The organism is Metabacillus rhizolycopersici, from assembly GCF_020075705.1.
In genome coordinates, this window is sequence record NZ_JAIQUM010000001.1 from 81,392 (window position 1) to 99,192 (window position 17,801).

Here is a 17,801-nt window from a genome sequence, read left to right on the forward strand (position 1 = left end):
ATTTACTTGTTTGAGACTTTTAGTTCCATTAAGTATTCTGTTAGAGCGTCTAACTCTTGATCAGATAGTTTTGGATATGTTCCAGTCATCTTGTTTCCTGGCTTGAGTGTTTCAGGATCATTTAACCAAGCACGAACATTCTCCTCATTATGCTCAAGAATCCCTGCAACACGTGCGCGTTCTCCGAATGTAGCTAAGTTAGGAGCAGTTCTTGCTGCAGCAGGTCTCTCATCTGTTGGAGACACAGCGTGACAGGCGATACATCCCTTTTCCTCGAATAGTTGCTCACCTTGCTTTGCTACATCAGACGTAGCCACTACCTTTGCGCCTTCCATATCCGAGATCCATTGGTCAAATTCAGCTCGTGGAAGCGGTTTTACTTTAAAGTCCATTAAACCATGTGACGGACCACATAGCTCGGCACATTTCCCATAGAAATATCCAGTAGGATCAACCTGATCCATTCTATCGGAGTCAAATTCCAACCACATTTTGTTCACATTCTCAGTGTTTGTATCCATTTTACCGCCAATGGCTGGAATCCAAAATGAGTGTTTTACATCAGAGGAAATTAAGTTAAAGTATACTTTTTCATCTGTTGGAACAATTAGATCTTGGCTTGTTACAATTCCATAGTCTGGATATTCAAATTCCCACCAATAAAGATTTGCTTTTACATTAACGACGATTGCCTCTTCTGGTTTACGGTTTTCATCTTCAATTGCATCCACTTCAGCAAGTTTGAATGTTGCCGTTACAACCGGAACTGTTAAAACAATCAGTAAAAGAATAGGAATAACTGTCCAGATGATTTCTAGCTTATGATTCCCTTCAACTTGTACAGGAATATTGTTTTCTTCACCTTTACGTCGACGAAACCTAAGGACAACATAAATGAAGATTACTACTACGACTGCAATGACTACAACCATGATGAGAGTACTTAATACCATCAAGTCATACTGAATATCCGCTACTTCACCCGCTGGCTGCAACGTGGAAAGAAACGGTTCACCACAGCCGGCTAAGACAAGCGTCAATACTGCTAATAATGGAATTAGACGCCATTTCGTCAGCCTTTTTCTCATAGCTCAATCAAACCCCTCTTTCATTAATTTAAATTCCCAAAAATAATTCATTCAGGGACCATTTATAAATAAATTCTTTTTAAGAAAGAATTTCAATATTAAACAATGGTAAAAAGCACCATTGAAACAAATAAGATTGTTAGGTAGTTAATAGAGTAAACGAACATTTTGGTTGCCCATTTCATTTCTATATCTTTATTTCTAAAACCTTTAACTCCAATTGCAATCCAACCAATATTTAAAGCGGTTGCTAAAACAAGAAAGCCAATTCCTAATTCATATAAATAAAATGGTAGTGGAAGTAAGCAAATAATCCATACCATTATTTGTCGCTTCGTCACTTCAAATCCATGTACAACTGGAAGCATCGGGATGTTTGCTGCACGATATTCTTTGGTTCTTCGCATAGCAAGTGCTAAAAAATGTGGCGGCTGCCAGATAAACATTATTAAAAACAAAACCCATGCTATTACATTTAAATTAGCATCAATAGCCGCCCAACCAATCAGGGGTGGAACAGCACCAGAGATACTTCCAATTATCGTATTAAGCGTATACAGCCGCTTTGACCACATTGTATATAACAAGACATATGTAATGACTCCAACAAGTGATATTATAGTAGCCGTTACCGTTGTCATCAGCATACAAACAAAGCCGATTATTAGTAGAAAAAGGCCTATCCATAATGCTTGAAGCGGATTCATTTTTCCAGTAACGGTCGGTCTTTCCTTTGTCCTTTCCATCAAATGATCAATATCCCGGTCATAATAGTTATTAATAGCACAGGACCCAGCAATGATGAAAGATGACCCAATAACTGTAAATAAGACAATATCTATATTAGCAAAAAAACCTTTCCCATTAAAATATAAAGCTAACCATATACCAGTGAATGTTGTAATTGCATTCGAATTAACTATACCTACTTTAATAAGGGCTAGGAAATCCTTCCAAAACGATGTTTCACGTTTTTTTTCTTGCCGCTGTTTCATTGTGGCCTCATTCAAAACCTTTGAATTTGCCAATTTCTTACCTCCTTAACATACAATCATTCTATAGAAATGATTAATAAGCTGTGTCAAGATAAAATTTAGTAGATTAGAGAAAAATTTTATATGTTAAGTACATATAAATAAACCAATCTAATTTAATTACAATGAAAAAATATGTTTGCGGTTCCATCCCGCTATTTTTCTATATCCTATGATACTAAAGAAATGTTAAATAAAAAACAATCTTCTTAAAATTAACTCACAATTCCCAATTTATATGTGAACAAATCGTGAAATTTTCTTGTCAAAATTATGACAAATAAACGATATTCATTCAAGTATTATTATTCCAATCTTTTCTATTTTAACATAAACTTACTATTAATTCTTTGGAAAATCATTTTTAAATGAAAATTGCTCCACTATTCCTTTTTTATTTTCAGCCAGCATCTTAAACAGCCTCGGACAAATAAGACACTTTTGAATAGATGGTGTTTCTACCTTCTGTTCAAGAGCGTCTAGGACCTGGAACTGGATGTCGTGCGCTTATCCACAGTACAAGAATTTTATAGTTTCCTAAGCGACGATGAAAAAGGACTGACAATTGTTGTCAGTCCTTTTCTAGTTATTCTTTCCCCACTTCTATTAATAAATCACCTGTTTGAATTCCTTCTCCATCAGAAACGTGGATCCCTTTTACGACACCAGCAAACGGTGCTTGAACAGTTGTTTCCATTTTCATCGCTTCTGTAATAATGAGGTGATCACCTTTATTTACTTTCTCGCCTTTTTCGACAAGAACTTTAATGACAGTTCCTGGCATTGACGCACCAATTTGTTCTTCATTAGCATGATCCGCTTTTACCTTTGTCACAACCGTAGATTTAATATTTTCATCCTTGATAACAACTTCACGTGGTTGTCCATTTAGTTCAAAATAAATAATACGTGTGCCATCGGCTTGAGGCTCACCAATTGAAACTAGTTTAACAATTAGCGTTTTCCCTTGTTCAATTTCCACCTCAATTTCTTCACCTAACCTCATTCCATATAAGAATGTTGGTGTATCCAAGACAGATATATCACCGTATGCTTCCCGCGTCTTAATATACTCAGAGAATACCTTCGGATAAAGTGCATTTGCTATTGCTTCAAAGCTTGTTATCGGTCTTCCTAAACTATGGTAAAGTTCATCTCTCATAGCTGTGAATTGAACAGGCTCAAGTCGCTCTCCTGGACGATCCGTAAATGGTGTACGACCTTTTAAGATGATTCGCTGTAATTCTCTCGGGAATCCACCGTGTGGTTGACCTAAATATCCTTCAAACAGCTCAATAACGGAATCAGGAAAATCCAACGCTTCTCCCCTTTCAAAAATATCATCTTCATTTAACTTATTTTGCACCATAAATAATGCCATATCACCTACGACTTTTGAGGAAGGCGTAACCTTTACAATATCCCCAAATAGATCATTAACACGACGGTACATCTCTTTTACTTCATCCCATTGATCCCCAAGTCCAACTGCTTTAGCTTGTTGTTGAAGGTTACTATATTGTCCTCCAGGCATTTCATGCATGTAAATTTCAGAGTGTGGTGCATTCATACCACTTTCAAAATCAGCATAATACTTACGAACACCTTCCCAATATTGAGACAATTTTTCGTACGAATGGATATCGATATTTGGTTGGCGGTCATTACCTTCTAATGCATGATAAAGTGAGTTTGCACTTGGCTGTGATGTTAAGCCAGCCATTGAACTAACTGCCACATCCACTATATCAACACCTGCTTCAATAGCTTTAGCATAAGTGAAAATCCCATTTCCACTTGTATCATGTGTATGCAGATGGATCGGAATATCAACCGCTTCTTTTAATGTTGAAATTAAGTTATAAGCAGCTTGTGGCTTTAACAACCCTGCCATATCTTTAATAGCCAATATATGGGCCCCAGATTGTTCAAGTTCTTTTGCTAAATCCTTATAGTAATCGAGATTATATTTTTGCCTAGATGGATCTAGAATGTCACCTGTATAGCAAATCGCAGCCTCTGCAATTTTTCCAGTATCACGAACCGCATCAATGGCTAACGTCATTCCTTTTACCCAGTTAAGACTATCGAAGATTCTAAAGACATCGATGCCGGCATGTGCGGACTTTTCAACGAATTCTTTAATCACATTATCCGGATAATTCTTATAGCCGACAGCATTTGAAGCACGCAGTAGCATTTGTAAAAGCACATTAGGAGCCTTCTCACGAATCGTTAAGAGTCGTTCCCACGGATCTTCTTTTAAGAAGCGGTAAGCAACATCGAAGGTAGCTCCGCCCCACATTTCTAATGAGAAAAGATCTGGAACCAATCGCGCTGTCGGTTCAGCGATTTGTACGATGTCTGTCTTACGGACACGTGTAGCAAGCAACGATTGATGCGCATCTCTAAATGTCGTATCAGTTAATAAAACTTGCTTTTGATCCTTAATCCAGTTAACAAGCCCTGTTGCACCGTGCTGATCCAAAACTTGCTTTGTTCCACTTGGCATTTCATCAGAATATTTTATTTTAGGAATAACAGGTTTATCAAAAACGGGTTTTTTCTTTTCTCCAATCCCAGGAAAACCATTTACAGTCACATTCCCTATATATGTAAGCATTTTTGTGCCACGATCCTTACGTTTTGGGAAGACAAACAGTTCAGGTGTTGAATCAATAAATGATGTGTTATATTCTCCAGATAAAAAGTCTTTATGTTTAACGACATTTTCCAAAAATGGAATATTTGTTTTAATTCCACGAATTCTGAATTCCCTTAAATTTCTGAGCATTTTAGATGCAGCTTGTTCAAATGTTAAAGCTTGAGTTGAAAGCTTCACTAATAATGAATCATAGTGTGGTGTAATTACTGCACCTTGAAAACCGTTCCCAGCGTCTAAACGAACACCAAATCCACCACCTGACCGATAGGCCATAATCTTTCCTGTATCAGGCATAAAGTTATTAAGTGGATCCTCTGTCGTTACACGGGATTGAATTGCATACCCATTCGTTCTAATTTGTTCTTGTGATTGAATCCCGATTTCCTTACTAGAAAGTAAATAACCTTGTGCAATTAATAATTGGGTTTGAACAATATCAATTCCTGTAATCATTTCAGTTATCGTATGTTCAACCTGTACACGCGGGTTTACTTCAATAAAATAAAATTGATCACCAGAAACTAAAAATTCAACTGTTCCTGCATTCAAATATTTAACATTATCCATTAACTTAACAGCAGATTCACATATCTCTTTTCTTAACTCCTCTGTAAGTGACACACTTGGAGCTACTTCTACAACTTTTTGATGACGTCTTTGGACCGAGCAATCCCGTTCATAAAGATGGACAACATTACCTTCATGATCCCCGAAAATTTGTACCTCAATATGTTTTGGATTTTCAATGAATTTTTCTACGTACACCTCATCATTACCAAATGCAGCTTTAGCTTCAGACTTTGCACGTTCATATGCTTCTTTTAAACCAGACTCACTACGAACGATCCTCATTCCTCTTCCACCGCCACCTAATGAGGCTTTAATCATGAAGGGGTATCCAAAGTCTTCACCAAATCTCATCGCTTCATCGAGACTATGGACTGGCCCATCACTTCCGGGTATCACTGGAATATTTGCTAACTCTGCTTGAGTACGTGCCTTCACTTTATCACCAAACATGTCTAAATGCTTAGTTTCAGGACCAACAAAGATAAGTCCCTCTTCTTCACACCTTCTGGCAAAATGAATATTTTCTGATAAGAAGCCATATCCTGGATGGATGGCATCAACTTGATTTTTTTTCGCAATTTCTATTATATTCTCTATATCTAAATAAGCATCGATCGGCTTTTTATTCTCACCTACAAGGTATGCCTCATCTGCTTTATATCGATGATATGATCCTGAATCCTCTTTTGAATAAATCGCAACTGTACGAATATTTAATTCGTTACAAGCCCGAAATACGCGTATTGCAATTTCTCCCCTGTTAGCAACTAAAAGTTTGTGAATCTTCCTTTCCATCATCTAAATCCCCCTTAATTGTCATGATTAAATTAGATATGAAAAAAGTATAACACATTCAACAAAAACGCAACATAATTATTTTACTCTTTAACGCATTAAAGAATCGCGTTTTCCTTCCATTGGTCTCACTACTCCAGCATTCGATTTCTCTCGCTTAGATAGCTCTTGATAAGAATCTCGATAATTTGTGAACATCGAAATATTTACAAGCATCCCCATACAAATTAGTAATAAAAGGATGGACGAGCCTCCATAGCTAACAAATGGTAATGGCACACCTGTTATTGGGATTAAGCCTGTTAAACCACCTAAATTTATCATTGCTTGAATAGCAATCATGCTCGAGATACCGACAGCTAATAAAGTACCAAAAGGATCCTGACATTTACGTGCAATTGAAAAACCCTTTAGTACGATAAATGAAAGTAGAATTAATACAAACATCACACCGAATATCCCTAATTCTTCAGCAATCACTGCCATAATAAAATCTGTGTGCGATTCAGGTAAATAGCCGTATTTCTGAACACTTTGTCCTAAACCTAAGCCTGTAAGCCCCCCTGAACCAATTGCATAAAACGAATTAACAAGCTGCCAACCAGAATCAGCTTCATTGACAAATGGATCGGTAAAACCTGTAAAGCGACTTAGCCGCTCTTCACTAAAGATGCTATCACCTTTCCAAATGATAAATGGTATCATTGAGATTCCGAATACAATGACAAGTGAGATCAACTTACCAATCGTTTTTATCGCCATTCCAGAGCATAAAATCATACAGATAGCGATCAGCGCTATAATAAATGCTGTACCAAAATCCGGTTGAATGATCACAAAAAAACAAATTAGACCTGTAAAAATTAACGGTGGTAAAACCCCTCGACCAAACTCGTTTATATACGAATGTTTCTTATCATAAACGGCTGATAAATAAATAATCACACTAAGCTTTACAAATTCACCTGGCTGTAGATTCATTCCTCCGAATCTGAGCCAACTTTTAGCATTTCCAGCTACAGTACCAATAAAGAATAACGAAGCCAATAATCCAAGTGATCCAAATACAATAATCTTCAAAATACCGCTATTTAGAAATGCACGATATGGAAAAATCATCATAACAACGAACGCAATACCACCAACTAGTAATGCTATCTTTTGGCGCTGAAAAAAATAATCAGCATCTACTTCATAACGTGCAACAGCCGTTATCATACTAGAACTATAGACCATAATTAATCCAAATACGCACAATAAAATCACAGCTAATATTAACGAATAATCATATGATTTTAGAATTTTTTTTATCATTTTTATCTCTTCCTTATCTTAACATGAGGTAATTCTATGCTGCTCTTTATTTTACTATAACTTCGCCTTCAAAATAGTAAAATCCTTTAAAATGGTTCTAAATAAGGATACGATTATTTTCACAATCAAAAATCCAACTTGTCATCTCACTATTTAATTCAATTAAAGTTTCTTTTTCAAATGAATCCTCCATTCTCAAGGGAATGAAGCACATTAATCTACAGTAATAAAAAAAACTCAAACATAATTACACTTAGTTTGAGTTTTGGTTACTTATTTGGTTGTAAATGCATCAAGTAATGCAGACAACTCTCGCTCAAGTGAATCGAGCAATTCTTTTCCTTCACGAGCCTCTATTAATCCTAACCTTACAGCGAAGTCTATTTCTTTAGATAAGCCAAACATTTGTGTATCTAAAACATCTTCATAAAGAGGACATTGAGGCATCGTTAAATTGTCCATCTGGACTTTAATCAATTTCATGATCTTATCAGCATCTGCCTTTAGTACTGCAAGTGCTTTTTCACGATGATCAATAGCGATATCAGACGCCAACTTAATCCCTCCGTTTCCGAGCGATTACCCTATTATTACTATTTATATTAATGCCTAATCATTAAAATTGCAAGGACAAAGAGTGCAAACCATTTCTTTCAATTAAAATCATTCATCATTCATCATTGATAAAGCTCATTTTCACACTATCTTTTTCCATATAATGTGACAAATTTTAGATAAAAGTTTATACTTGCGTTGTAGGAGAGTGAAAATTATGAATTCAATAATCATGATCAACGGTAAAGTGAACTTTCAGATCACATTGGATCCAGGTGTTTGGATTTTCGATGATAGAAAAGTGGATCTAACTACTTATTTTACACAAGAGAAAGAAGCAAAAGACGAACTTGAAGAATATACGAAGTCAGTATCTAAGCATTGGGATCGGGAAATTATAGAAGGAGCGATTGTCCCCCCTACTTTAAAAACTGAACGTACCTTCAAAAAACAGAAAGTATTAAATGGAACTTTCGGTATTCCATTTAAACCTTTTCTTGAAAATGCAGAAATTCAAGAAGATGCAACGATGGTTCAATTTATTACAGCTGACGAGCCGGTGACAGTACCGCTCGAGAAAGCATATGAAATCATCTTAGGGTTTAGTTTAAAAGGAAAGCCACTGCAAGAAGATGGGCCTATCCATCTTTATTTTGGGGATGGTTCAAATGCCTCCAATCCAATAAAGAATATAAAAGAGATTTGCGTAATTTAAGAAGAAAGCTTTCGTTTGAAGAAGGGGGTGACCTTTTAAAGTCATTCCCTTTTTTATGAACAAAAACGCAAGCGCCTTGATCAGCCTAAGGCAAGCATAAGACGCGCATGAAAGAAGGTGTACTTTACCTTCATCATGCGTGGCTAGATCTTAGAGGGGCCGGACGCTTGCGCTAGATGTCGTGCGCTTATCCACAGTACAAGAATTTTATAGTTTCCTATAATAGAACAAAAAACCCAGTACTTTAGTATGATGATCCGATCTCCAGCTATAAAATATAGTACGCACATGCTAATTTAGAATGATTGTACGAATTCCTTAGAGTAGATCGGCAGCAAGCTGTGCTAAACCAGAACGTTCGCCCTTTACCAGTCGAATATGACCTGCAATCGGCTGATCCTTAAACTTTTCAACTACATAAGTGAGTCCGTTGTTATATTCATCTAAATAGGGATGATCAATTTGCTCTGGATCTCCCATTAACACGATTTTACTGCGCTCGCCTACACGGGTTAAAATTGTTTTAACCTCGTGCTTTGTTAAATTTTGTGCTTCATCAATAAGAATGATTTGATCAGGTATACTTCGACCTCTAATATACGTGAGTGCTTCTACTTCGATTGAGCCCATACCAGCTAAAATGGCATCAAGTTCCCCTGGTTTTTTTGTGTTAAATAAATACTCTAGATTATCAAAAATTGGTTGCATCCATGGTCTTAGCTTTTCTTCCTTTTCACCTGGTAAAAAACCTAAGTCTTTTCCTACTGGCACAATCGGCCTTGCAACTAGCAATTTTTTATACGTACCCAAATCCTCAGTTTGCATAAGACCCGCCGCAAGTGCAAGTAATGTTTTACCTGTACCTGCTTTTCCAATAAGAGTCACTAATGGCAAATCTGTTCTCAAAAGTAACTCCAACGCCATCGTTTGTTGAACATTTCGTGGGCGAATCCCCCAAATATGATCATGATCAAAAACGAGTCGCTGAATTTTTTTTCCAGAGTGATCTACTTTCCCTATCGCTGAAGATGATCCTCCCAACGAATCCTTCATAATAACAAATTGATTCGGATAAAAAGGGTGGTTTGTTAATTCGGAAAGGATCAATTCATTTTTTTCATAAAATCGATTTAAATTATCATTGCTAATATACAAATCAAGGAAGCCTGTATATATATGATCAATTTCTACCACTCGATCACTTAGAAAATCCTCTGCTATTAGTCCGATTGCATCTGCTTTGACCCGAACTAACGTATCCTTACTTACTAATATGACAGCTCGGCCATTTTCCTTCGTCTGCTCCTCTAATGACAAATTTTTTGCTACTGCTAAAATTCGATTATCATTTGTTTTTTCAACAAAAATTTCTTGCAGTTGATGAAAAGATCGATGGTTTAACTCAATTCGTAATGATCCACCATTTGGTAAAGGTATTTTTTCATGTAATTTCCCTGTTTCCCTTAATTGGTCTATCAATTTAGAAACTTGTCTTGCATTACGACCAATTTCATCCATGTAACGTTTTTTTGAATCCACCTCTTCTAACACTACTGCTGGGATAATTACCTCATTTTCTTCAAAGGAAAAAATTGAATTCGGATCTTGCAACAATACATTTGTGTCTAGAACATAAATCTTCCTCAAACCTCCGCCTCCTACTCCGCTGCTATTTTTTTCTGGAGTGAAACATTTAGGTAGTGAAAAACAAGTCAAGCTGTGAATGAAGCGTTGCTAAAATATATGAAAGAATGAATAAAGATAGAAGGTTTATTAGACAATAAAATTAAAAAGCAAGATAAAAACCCAGATTCAAGACCTTCATACAAATTGATCCTAACTTTTAAGGAGTGATTTTTCATGAAATACTTATTCATTGTACTGTTCATTTCAGTATTTGCGCTTTCAGGTTGTACAGTCAATCAAGGTGCGCCCAAAACTGATCAGTCAAATGATGTTGGTACACCTATGAATGTGGAAAATAGTGTTGATCAACATGTTAATCGAAAAACAGGTCAACAAATTTCCGAGCATCTCGTTACACTAGCAAATGAAATACCTGAAGTTAATGATGCTACAGCAGTTGTCTTAGGTAATTACGCTGTTGTTGGAATTGATGTGAATTCTGATCTTGATCGCAATAAGGTCGAAACAATAAAATACTCTGTTGCAGAAAGTCTAATGCATGATCCTTATGGCGCTAGAGCTGTTGTCATTGCAGATGCAGATACGAATGTCCGACTCCGTGAAATGGGACGTGAAATTAGAGAAGGTCGCCCCATTATCGGTATACTTGATGAATTAGCTGCTATTGTTGGTCGTATAATACCTGAAGTCCCAGGTGAAATTCTAGATAACCAAGAAAAACAGCCTACGGAACAGAGTAAAGATCAATTAAATAAAGAAGAACAACAAATGTTAGAAAAAGAACAACAAGATCAATCAAACGGTCATAAAGACAAATAATAATCGGACTGTCACACTTTAACGATTTGATCAAATTTACTTAGTTCAAATAATAAATAAACAAAATTGTTTTATTCGAAATAACCAAAACCTTTGTGACAGTCCTTTTGTTCCTTCTTAGCAAGTTTCTTCAACGCCTCTAACACTTTCGTTCTCGATAGTTCAAAAAATATGAAAGCTTTTTTTGCGGAATTATAATGAATCAACCAAATAAGTTTCTATCTTATTCGTCATATGAGTCCTCCCTTCCGCTATACTCTTATCATACCTTTTTTTTAAATTCTGTTCCAACTATTAACATTATTTCTGATTTTTTTAAAAGACGTGATATACTAATAACCAAGTGGCATACTTTATGGTTACTAGCCTAATAGATGTAGCTACACTAATTGTTAGAGGTGCAATATGAGAGTGAAATGTGTTATTTGTGACAAAGTTGAGACGATCGAAGATGAAACACTAATCGCAAAGCGTTTAAGAAATCGCCCGATACATACGTATATGTGTACTACGTGTAATGAACGGATTGAGATAAGAACAAATGCACGCATTGCAACTGGCAAATTCAAATTATACCAAGACAAAAAAGCTGAAGATACTTGGTAAACTTAAAGATTATGTTTCCAAGCGAGACAACCATCATAAGGGGTTCTTTATCCACTACCTATCTCCTAGGTTCTCTAAAGAACAAAAGCGCAAGCGCCTTGATCAGCCTCTGGCAAATAAAACGATCAGGAATAGAAAGTGTTTTTTACCTTCAATTCCTGATTGGCTGTAGGCCCAAGAGGCGCTAGGCGCTGGATTTCGTGCACTTATCCACAGTACAAGAATTATATAATTTCCTAAACGACGAGAAACAAAGGTTCTAAAATATGATCAGAACCTTTGTTTCATTTAATTTATTTTGCTTCTTTCTTTGATTGGTAAAGTCTTACTTTATAAATGATTAAAATAAGTGCAGCAACGACCAAACCCTCCGCTACCGGTAAGAATATTCCTAAAAATGTTAACACCGTACAACCAAACGCTAAAAAAAGATAAATAACCAATGATTTTAAAATCGGTAGCTTTTTAGCAAATCCGAGCTTATAAACGAGGATCGATAATAGGAGAATTGTAATATAAAGCATCCACATACCTACCTTAGGATATTCTATTACATTATATAAGCTTGGAAAAAAAGATAGTCTTTCTGTTATATCCATTTTTATTCCTCCTTACACATATTCTACTATGTGTGGGCATATATGGAAAGAGGCTGATTCTAAAGAGTAGAATGACCTCAAATTACAGTTCTTTGAGGATTCTATTCTTAAGTAGAATCAGCCTTCTTATATAGAGATAATAGGAACAGATTTTTACAAGTAGTTAACCCCACCTGTTCCATAAGATTTACGAGCGCAGTCAGAGCGATGAACATCGTGTTCTGTTACATCGCTTACTAACTTTGCTATTAGTTAGTACTAGCAAGCTTTTTCTTTTTAGCTGCTTTTTCACGTTCGTTTTTATCAAGAATTTTCTTTCTAAGTCTAATTGACTCAGGTGTTAATTCACAATACTCATCTTCATTCAAGTATTCAAGTGCTTCCTCTAATGACATGATACGTGGTTTTTTCATACTGTTTGTTTGATCTTTATTAGCTGAACGGATATTTGTTTGTTGTTTCATTTTACAAATATTTACTACTAGATCATTTTCACGAGTATGTTCTCCTACGATCATACCTTCATATACATCTACACCTGCTTCAACGAAGATAATTCCGCGATCTTCTACTCCTTGAATACCATAAGTCGTTGATTTTCCATTTTCCATAGAAACAAGTACACCTTGACGGCGTCCTCCAACCTGACCTTTTTGCATTGGTTGGTAGCTATCAAATGTATGGTTTATAATTCCGAATCCACGAGTTAAAGACATAAATTCTGTTGAGTAACCAATTAAGCCACGTGCAGGCACATTGAAGATTAATCGAACTTGACCATTACCATTGTTGATCATATCAATCATATCACCTTTACGAGCACCAATTGATTCCATCACACCGCCAGTATGTTCTTCAGGTACATCAATTTGCACACGTTCAACTGGCTCACATTTTACACCATCAATTTCTTTAATGATAACTTCTGGTTTAGAAACTTGCAGTTCATAACCTTCACGACGCATATTTTCAATTAAGATTGAAAGATGAAGTTCTCCACGTCCAGAAACAATCCAAGCGTCAGGAGATGCAGTCGGATCAACACGTAAGCTTACATCTGTTTGTAATTGTGACATTAGGCGTTCTTCTATTTTACGAGAAGTAACAAATTTACCTTCACGACCAGCAAATGGACTATTGTTCACTGCAAAAGTCATTTGTAATGTCGGCTCATCAATACGAAGAATTGGTAATGCTTCTTGGTGTTCAACAGGGCAAACCGTTTCACCAACGTTAATATCTTCCATACCAGAAACCGCTACAAGATCACCTGCTACAGCTTGCTCAATTTCAATACGCTTTAAGCCTTGGAATCCAAATATTTTCGAAACTCGGAAGTTCTTGATCGTTCCATCAATTTTCATCAAGGAAACTTGCTGACCTACTTGCATTGTGCCACGGAAGACTCTTCCAATTCCAATACGGCCTACATAATCATTGTAATCAAGTAACGCAACTTGGAATTGAAGTGGTTCTTCTCTGTTTTCGATTGGTGCTGGGATATGCTTAATAATTGAATCATATAGAACTTCCATATTCTCCTCTTGATCGGCAGGATCAGGACTAAGACTAGCTGTTCCATTTATTCCTGAAGCAAAAATGACTGGAAACTCTAATTGTTCCTCATTAGCATCAAGCTCAATGAATAAGTCGATTACTTCATCGACAACTTCAGTTGGACGCGCAAAATCACGGTCAATTTTATTAACAACAACGATTGGTGTTAAATTTTGCTCCAATGCTTTCTTTAAAACGAAACGTGTTTGAGGCATACAGCCTTCATAAGCATCAACAATAAGTAGAACTCCATCTACCATTTTCATGATACGTTCTACTTCACCACCGAAGTCAGCATGTCCTGGTGTATCCATAATGTTAATGCGAGTGTCTTTATAATTAATGGCTGTGTTTTTTGCTAAGATTGTAATCCCGCGTTCACGCTCAATATCATTTGAGTCCATTGCACGTTCTGCAACTTGTTCGTTTGAACGAAATGTACCTGATTGGTGTAAAAGCTGGTCTACTAATGTTGTTTTCCCATGGTCTACGTGGGCAATAATGGCTATGTTGCGAATATCGTTTCGTAATTTCACACTTTCATCTCCTAAAATGTATATTCAAATAGGCTCTACTAAAAGGATTTCCATACTATTAATAAGAAATACGGTAAGACTTTTCGCAGTATTCGATTGAACATCGTTTTAAATTAAAAATTCCTTCGATATTATACCATAAACAATCTAGAAAAGTGTTAAACTTTTATGTAAACTAAAGGTAGTATCACAATTTTTTTGAAATTAGTTGGGAGTTGTCGATTTTATGAGGCTAGGTAAATGGATTTTTATTGTATTAGCTTTCTTTGCTGCAACTTGTATGATAGGTATTGGAATTGCAGTAGGTGAACGGAGTATACTCGGAATCCTCCTTGCAATTATCGGATTAAATGCTGTAATGGCAACAGGCTTCATAATGAAAAAAAAAATTGCGGGAAAAAGGAATTTTGGAATAGGGTGAGTTGAAGCATCTTCAACATCCTTAAGATTATAGGCCGTTCACAAAATAAAGTTTTCCCCTTAATTTTGTGAACGGCTTGATCCTTGATGTTGTTGAACCTAAACTACACGAAAAAACAATTCAAAATGATAAAGCGACACTTACCTTACTTTCTCCTAGCAATGATCCCCCCACCTCTCTTTTCTGATATTTCCTTAATCTTGTGGTAGGGGTTTACTGCCAGTTAGAATGTGAAAAATTTTTTCCTTATTTTAAAGGCTTAACCGTTATCATAAATTCTCTTTTAGTTGTTTCATCCATTTCAACCTTGAATTGTTCGAAGCCACATTTACCGAGAAATTGTAACCATAAATCCTGCCTAATTGGACATCCTGCAAACAGTGCTTTATGACCTTTATGACGTAATTTGTTTCCAATCTCCGTTAGAATCCTTTTCCCTATCCCTTTCATCCTATAACTAGGGTGGACTAGTATTGTGCCTACCCATGGCTTTTCATTACTCGGGGACCATTCCAATACGTAGCTAGCACCTACTTTTTTATGATCTATTGACCAAATTCTCCATTCGCCATTGTACATTGAGTAGCTGAATAGGTACGATTGCAAATCTTCTACACCACATTCTTCATTTTGCCACTCTTCGCTTGCGATTATTAGTAGTCTTAAAAATTCTAAATCATCAGATTCTAACTTTTCAGACGAAAATTTCGTCACCTATTTAAGTATTCCTTAATAATATGATCGTGTAGATTTTTTTCACCAACAAAGAAGGAAGTTTTCGAAAGAAGATCAAGCTTTTCACCTTTTAGTGTTGTCGCTACTCCCCCTACTTCTTCAATCAACACTAGACCGGCTGCAAAGTCCCAAGGCGCTAACCTCATCGTTAAATAAGCATCTAATCTTCCCGATGCAACATAGGCGCATTCAAGTGCAGCAGATCCATATGAGCGTGCTCCACGAACTTTTTGTACGATTGGAGCGATAAGATTATAGTCGATTCGTTTATTTTCTGTTACCCACACGGGATTTATGCCAACTACCGCTTCTTCAATATTTACTTTATCAAGCTTTGGTAAAGGGATATCATTCATATATGCTCCTTCACCTTTAAAGGCATGATATAGTTCATTATGTACAACATCGTAAATTAATCCTATATAGCCGATTCCATCACCGTAAATACCTATAGATATTGCAAAATTACGTTGTTGGTGAACAAAATTCATTGTACCGTCTATCGGATCAATAATCCACAATACACCATCTAAAGAAGTAACATCATCACCATAACCTTCTTCACCCAAAATTCGATGATCAGGATAGGTTTCTTGTATTTTCTCGATAAAAAATTGTTCAATTTCCTTATCCATATTCGTCACTAAATCATTAGGATTAGATTTGTATTGAATGGAAAGTGCGGAATCGAAGGAATTTCTAATTTTTTCTCCTGCCTCAGCTATCCACCGTTTCGCGTTTTGATCAATGTGCTTCCAATTCGTCATCATGCAACCCCATTTCTATGTAAAAGTTACTCTTCCTCTTAAAGGATACTGTATTGAATTTAAGGAATGCAAGTATGACACAGTTTACCGCGCAGATAAAAACGAACCTCCGAGGTTCGTTTTGTAGTTTTACTCATCCTCTTCTATGCATGAAGTTTCATCCACTCTTTACGTAACTTTTCTAACTTCAGTTTACATTCTGTCACTTTCCTTTTATCTTTATTCTGCATTGCTTCATAAAGGGTGGCTAATTCGTAATCCAATTCTAGTCTTAACACCGCGAGCCTATTATTCATAATTTTTTGACCACTTGATTTCACAGTTTGTTTCATCTTTCTACCGCCCCTTTCTTTTTATTTGACTAGGTATTTATAAAATAAGACTTCCCTTAATCTTTACGAGCAGTTTCCACAACCTATCTTCTTTATTACATTTGAATCTTGAGGCGGGGGTTATCTGCCTAGTAAAAATAGGATAAAACGATTTCAAAGATTCACTTAAAGATTTTTAATAGTTTTTTATATAATATGTGCGTCTAAAAAAAGTTGGAACTATCGGAATGAAATTGTGCATTCACCTATTTTTCTATTTAGTTGTATACACAGGTATTGATCAAAATCTATAATTAGAAAGCAAACCATTGTGCTAACGGATGCTTATTCGTATATACTTTAATTTCAACAATTAAAAACGTAATGTTTTGATGTAAGGAGGAACTATTTTATGAAATGTGAAGGTTTTACTAGAAGAGATTTCAATACATTTACAATAGATGGTCTTGAGGAGCGAATGGAAGCAATTCGCATGAGAATCCAACCTAAATTTAAAGTAATTGGCGAGGTTTTAACAGCAGATTTAAGCTCATCGTTACAAAACGAGATGTATTTGCATATTGCTAAGCATTTAAGAAGAACAATAAACCCCCCTAAGGATACGTGGTTAGCCATCGCTGCCAATAAACGCGGTTACAAACAGCATCCACATTTTCAAGTAGGATTATTTGATGACCACCTCTTTATCTGGCTCGCGTTTATTTACGAATTACCAAATAAAGAAAATATGGCGAAAAACTTCCTAAATAAGCTCGACTATATTACAGAAACAGTTCCAGATCATTTCTATGTTTCTTTAGATCATACAAAAAAAGATGCTAAACCAATAAATGAAATTGACTTAAAAAGCTCTTTAGAACGATTCAGAGACGTTAAAAAAGCTGAATTCCTTATTGGCCGCCATCTCTCTCCAGATGATCCTATGGTTCAAGACGGTGACAAGTTGGTCCGATTTATTCGTGAAACCTTTGAGACACTTATCCCAATCTATAAGCTTTCGTTTGAATAAAGCGACACAAAAAATGCGTCCAGACTCAACTTGAGCT

Annotated in this window: 16 protein-coding genes; 5 read left to right on the plus strand and 11 right to left on the minus strand. The window is 36.1% G+C overall.

All coding sequences use genetic code 11. From position 1 onward, the window contains the following. Window positions 1-2: 2 nt before the first annotated feature. From coxB to K9V48_RS00420, 5 genes are all read right to left on the minus strand, one after another. Window positions 3-1,088: a cytochrome c oxidase subunit II gene (gene coxB, locus K9V48_RS00400; RefSeq protein WP_224135831.1), complete on the minus strand. Its 1,086-nt coding sequence runs from the start codon at window positions 1,086-1,088 to the stop codon at window positions 3-5. 98 nt (window positions 1,089-1,186) lie between these two features. Beyond that, the gene (gene cyoE, locus K9V48_RS00405) at window positions 1,187-2,116 is read right to left on the minus strand and encodes a heme o synthase (RefSeq protein WP_285871987.1); all 930 of its coding nucleotides are present in this window, start codon (window positions 2,114-2,116) and stop codon (window positions 1,187-1,189) included. Between the two features lie 592 nt (window positions 2,117-2,708). Next, a complete protein-coding gene (pyc, locus tag K9V48_RS00410; RefSeq protein ID WP_224135832.1) occupies window positions 2,709-6,155 on the minus strand; it encodes a pyruvate carboxylase in 3,447 nt (1,148 codons plus the stop codon). Window positions 6,156-6,242: 87 nt separating this feature from the next. Continuing rightward, the gene (locus tag K9V48_RS00415) at window positions 6,243-7,466 is read right to left on the minus strand and encodes an FtsW/RodA/SpoVE family cell cycle protein (protein ID WP_224135834.1); all 1,224 of its coding nucleotides are present in this window, start codon (window positions 7,464-7,466) and stop codon (window positions 6,243-6,245) included. Between the two features lie 273 nt (window positions 7,467-7,739). Then, window positions 7,740-8,021, minus strand: a complete 282-nt coding sequence (locus tag K9V48_RS00420) for an Fpa/YlaN family protein (RefSeq protein ID WP_224135837.1) — start codon at window positions 8,019-8,021, stop codon at window positions 7,740-7,742. 217 nt (window positions 8,022-8,238) lie between these two features. Here K9V48_RS00420 and K9V48_RS00425 point away from each other — a divergent pair, with 217 nt between their 5' ends. Further along, window positions 8,239-8,736, plus strand: coding sequence for a molybdopterin-binding protein (locus K9V48_RS00425; RefSeq protein ID WP_224135839.1), 498 nt, complete (start codon window positions 8,239-8,241; stop codon window positions 8,734-8,736). Between the two features lie 318 nt (window positions 8,737-9,054). Here K9V48_RS00425 and K9V48_RS00430 read toward each other — a convergent pair whose 3' ends face one another. Further along, on the minus strand, window positions 9,055-10,383 hold the full coding sequence (locus tag K9V48_RS00430; protein WP_224135848.1) for a PhoH family protein: 1,329 nt from the start codon (window positions 10,381-10,383) through the stop codon (window positions 9,055-9,057). Between the two features lie 213 nt (window positions 10,384-10,596). On the opposite strand from K9V48_RS00430, the gene K9V48_RS00435 reads away from it, so the two are divergent. Further along, window positions 10,597-11,202, plus strand: coding sequence for a YhcN/YlaJ family sporulation lipoprotein (locus tag K9V48_RS00435; RefSeq protein ID WP_224135850.1), 606 nt, complete (start codon window positions 10,597-10,599; stop codon window positions 11,200-11,202). A 405-nt stretch (window positions 11,203-11,607) separates the two neighbouring features. After that, entirely contained in the window at window positions 11,608-11,808 is a 201-nt protein-coding gene (locus tag K9V48_RS00440) for a YlaI family protein (protein ID WP_224135852.1), read from the plus strand. Between the two features lie 293 nt (window positions 11,809-12,101). Here K9V48_RS00440 and K9V48_RS00445 read toward each other — a convergent pair whose 3' ends face one another. Then, entirely contained in the window at window positions 12,102-12,407 is a 306-nt protein-coding gene (locus tag K9V48_RS00445; protein ID WP_224135854.1) for a YlaH-like family protein, read from the minus strand. 248 nt (window positions 12,408-12,655) lie between these two features. Beyond that, window positions 12,656-14,500, minus strand: coding sequence for a translational GTPase TypA (gene typA / locus K9V48_RS00450; protein WP_224135863.1), 1,845 nt, complete (start codon window positions 14,498-14,500; stop codon window positions 12,656-12,658). A gap of 226 nt (window positions 14,501-14,726) precedes the next feature. Between typA and K9V48_RS00455 the strand changes: the two genes are divergently transcribed. Beyond that, window positions 14,727-14,921, plus strand: a complete 195-nt coding sequence (locus K9V48_RS00455) for a DUF5325 family protein (protein WP_224135865.1) — start codon at window positions 14,727-14,729, stop codon at window positions 14,919-14,921. A gap of 246 nt (window positions 14,922-15,167) precedes the next feature. Here the strand turns inward: K9V48_RS00455 and K9V48_RS00460 are convergent, their stop codons facing one another. The 3 genes from K9V48_RS00460 to K9V48_RS00470 all read right to left on the minus strand — a co-directional run bounded on the left by K9V48_RS00460 (window position 15,168) and on the right by K9V48_RS00470 (window position 16,755). Beyond that, the gene (locus K9V48_RS00460) at window positions 15,168-15,635 is read right to left on the minus strand and encodes a GNAT family N-acetyltransferase (RefSeq protein ID WP_224135867.1); all 468 of its coding nucleotides are present in this window, start codon (window positions 15,633-15,635) and stop codon (window positions 15,168-15,170) included. After that, complete coding sequence (locus K9V48_RS00465; RefSeq protein ID WP_285871992.1) at window positions 15,632-16,426, minus strand: inositol monophosphatase family protein; 795 nt, start codon at window positions 16,424-16,426, stop codon at window positions 15,632-15,634. Before K9V48_RS00465 ends, K9V48_RS00460 begins: the two co-directional genes overlap by 4 nt. 140 nt (window positions 16,427-16,566) lie before the next feature. Next, window positions 16,567-16,755 (minus strand): YkzI domain-containing protein, encoded by a 189-nt coding sequence (locus tag K9V48_RS00470; RefSeq protein WP_111615113.1) that lies wholly within the window; start codon window positions 16,753-16,755, stop codon window positions 16,567-16,569. Between the two features lie 391 nt (window positions 16,756-17,146). Between K9V48_RS00470 and K9V48_RS00475 the strand changes: the two genes are divergently transcribed. Continuing rightward, on the plus strand, window positions 17,147-17,764 hold the full coding sequence (locus K9V48_RS00475) for a YktB family protein (RefSeq protein ID WP_224135870.1): 618 nt from the start codon (window positions 17,147-17,149) through the stop codon (window positions 17,762-17,764). The last annotated feature ends 37 nt before the right edge of the window (window positions 17,765-17,801 follow it).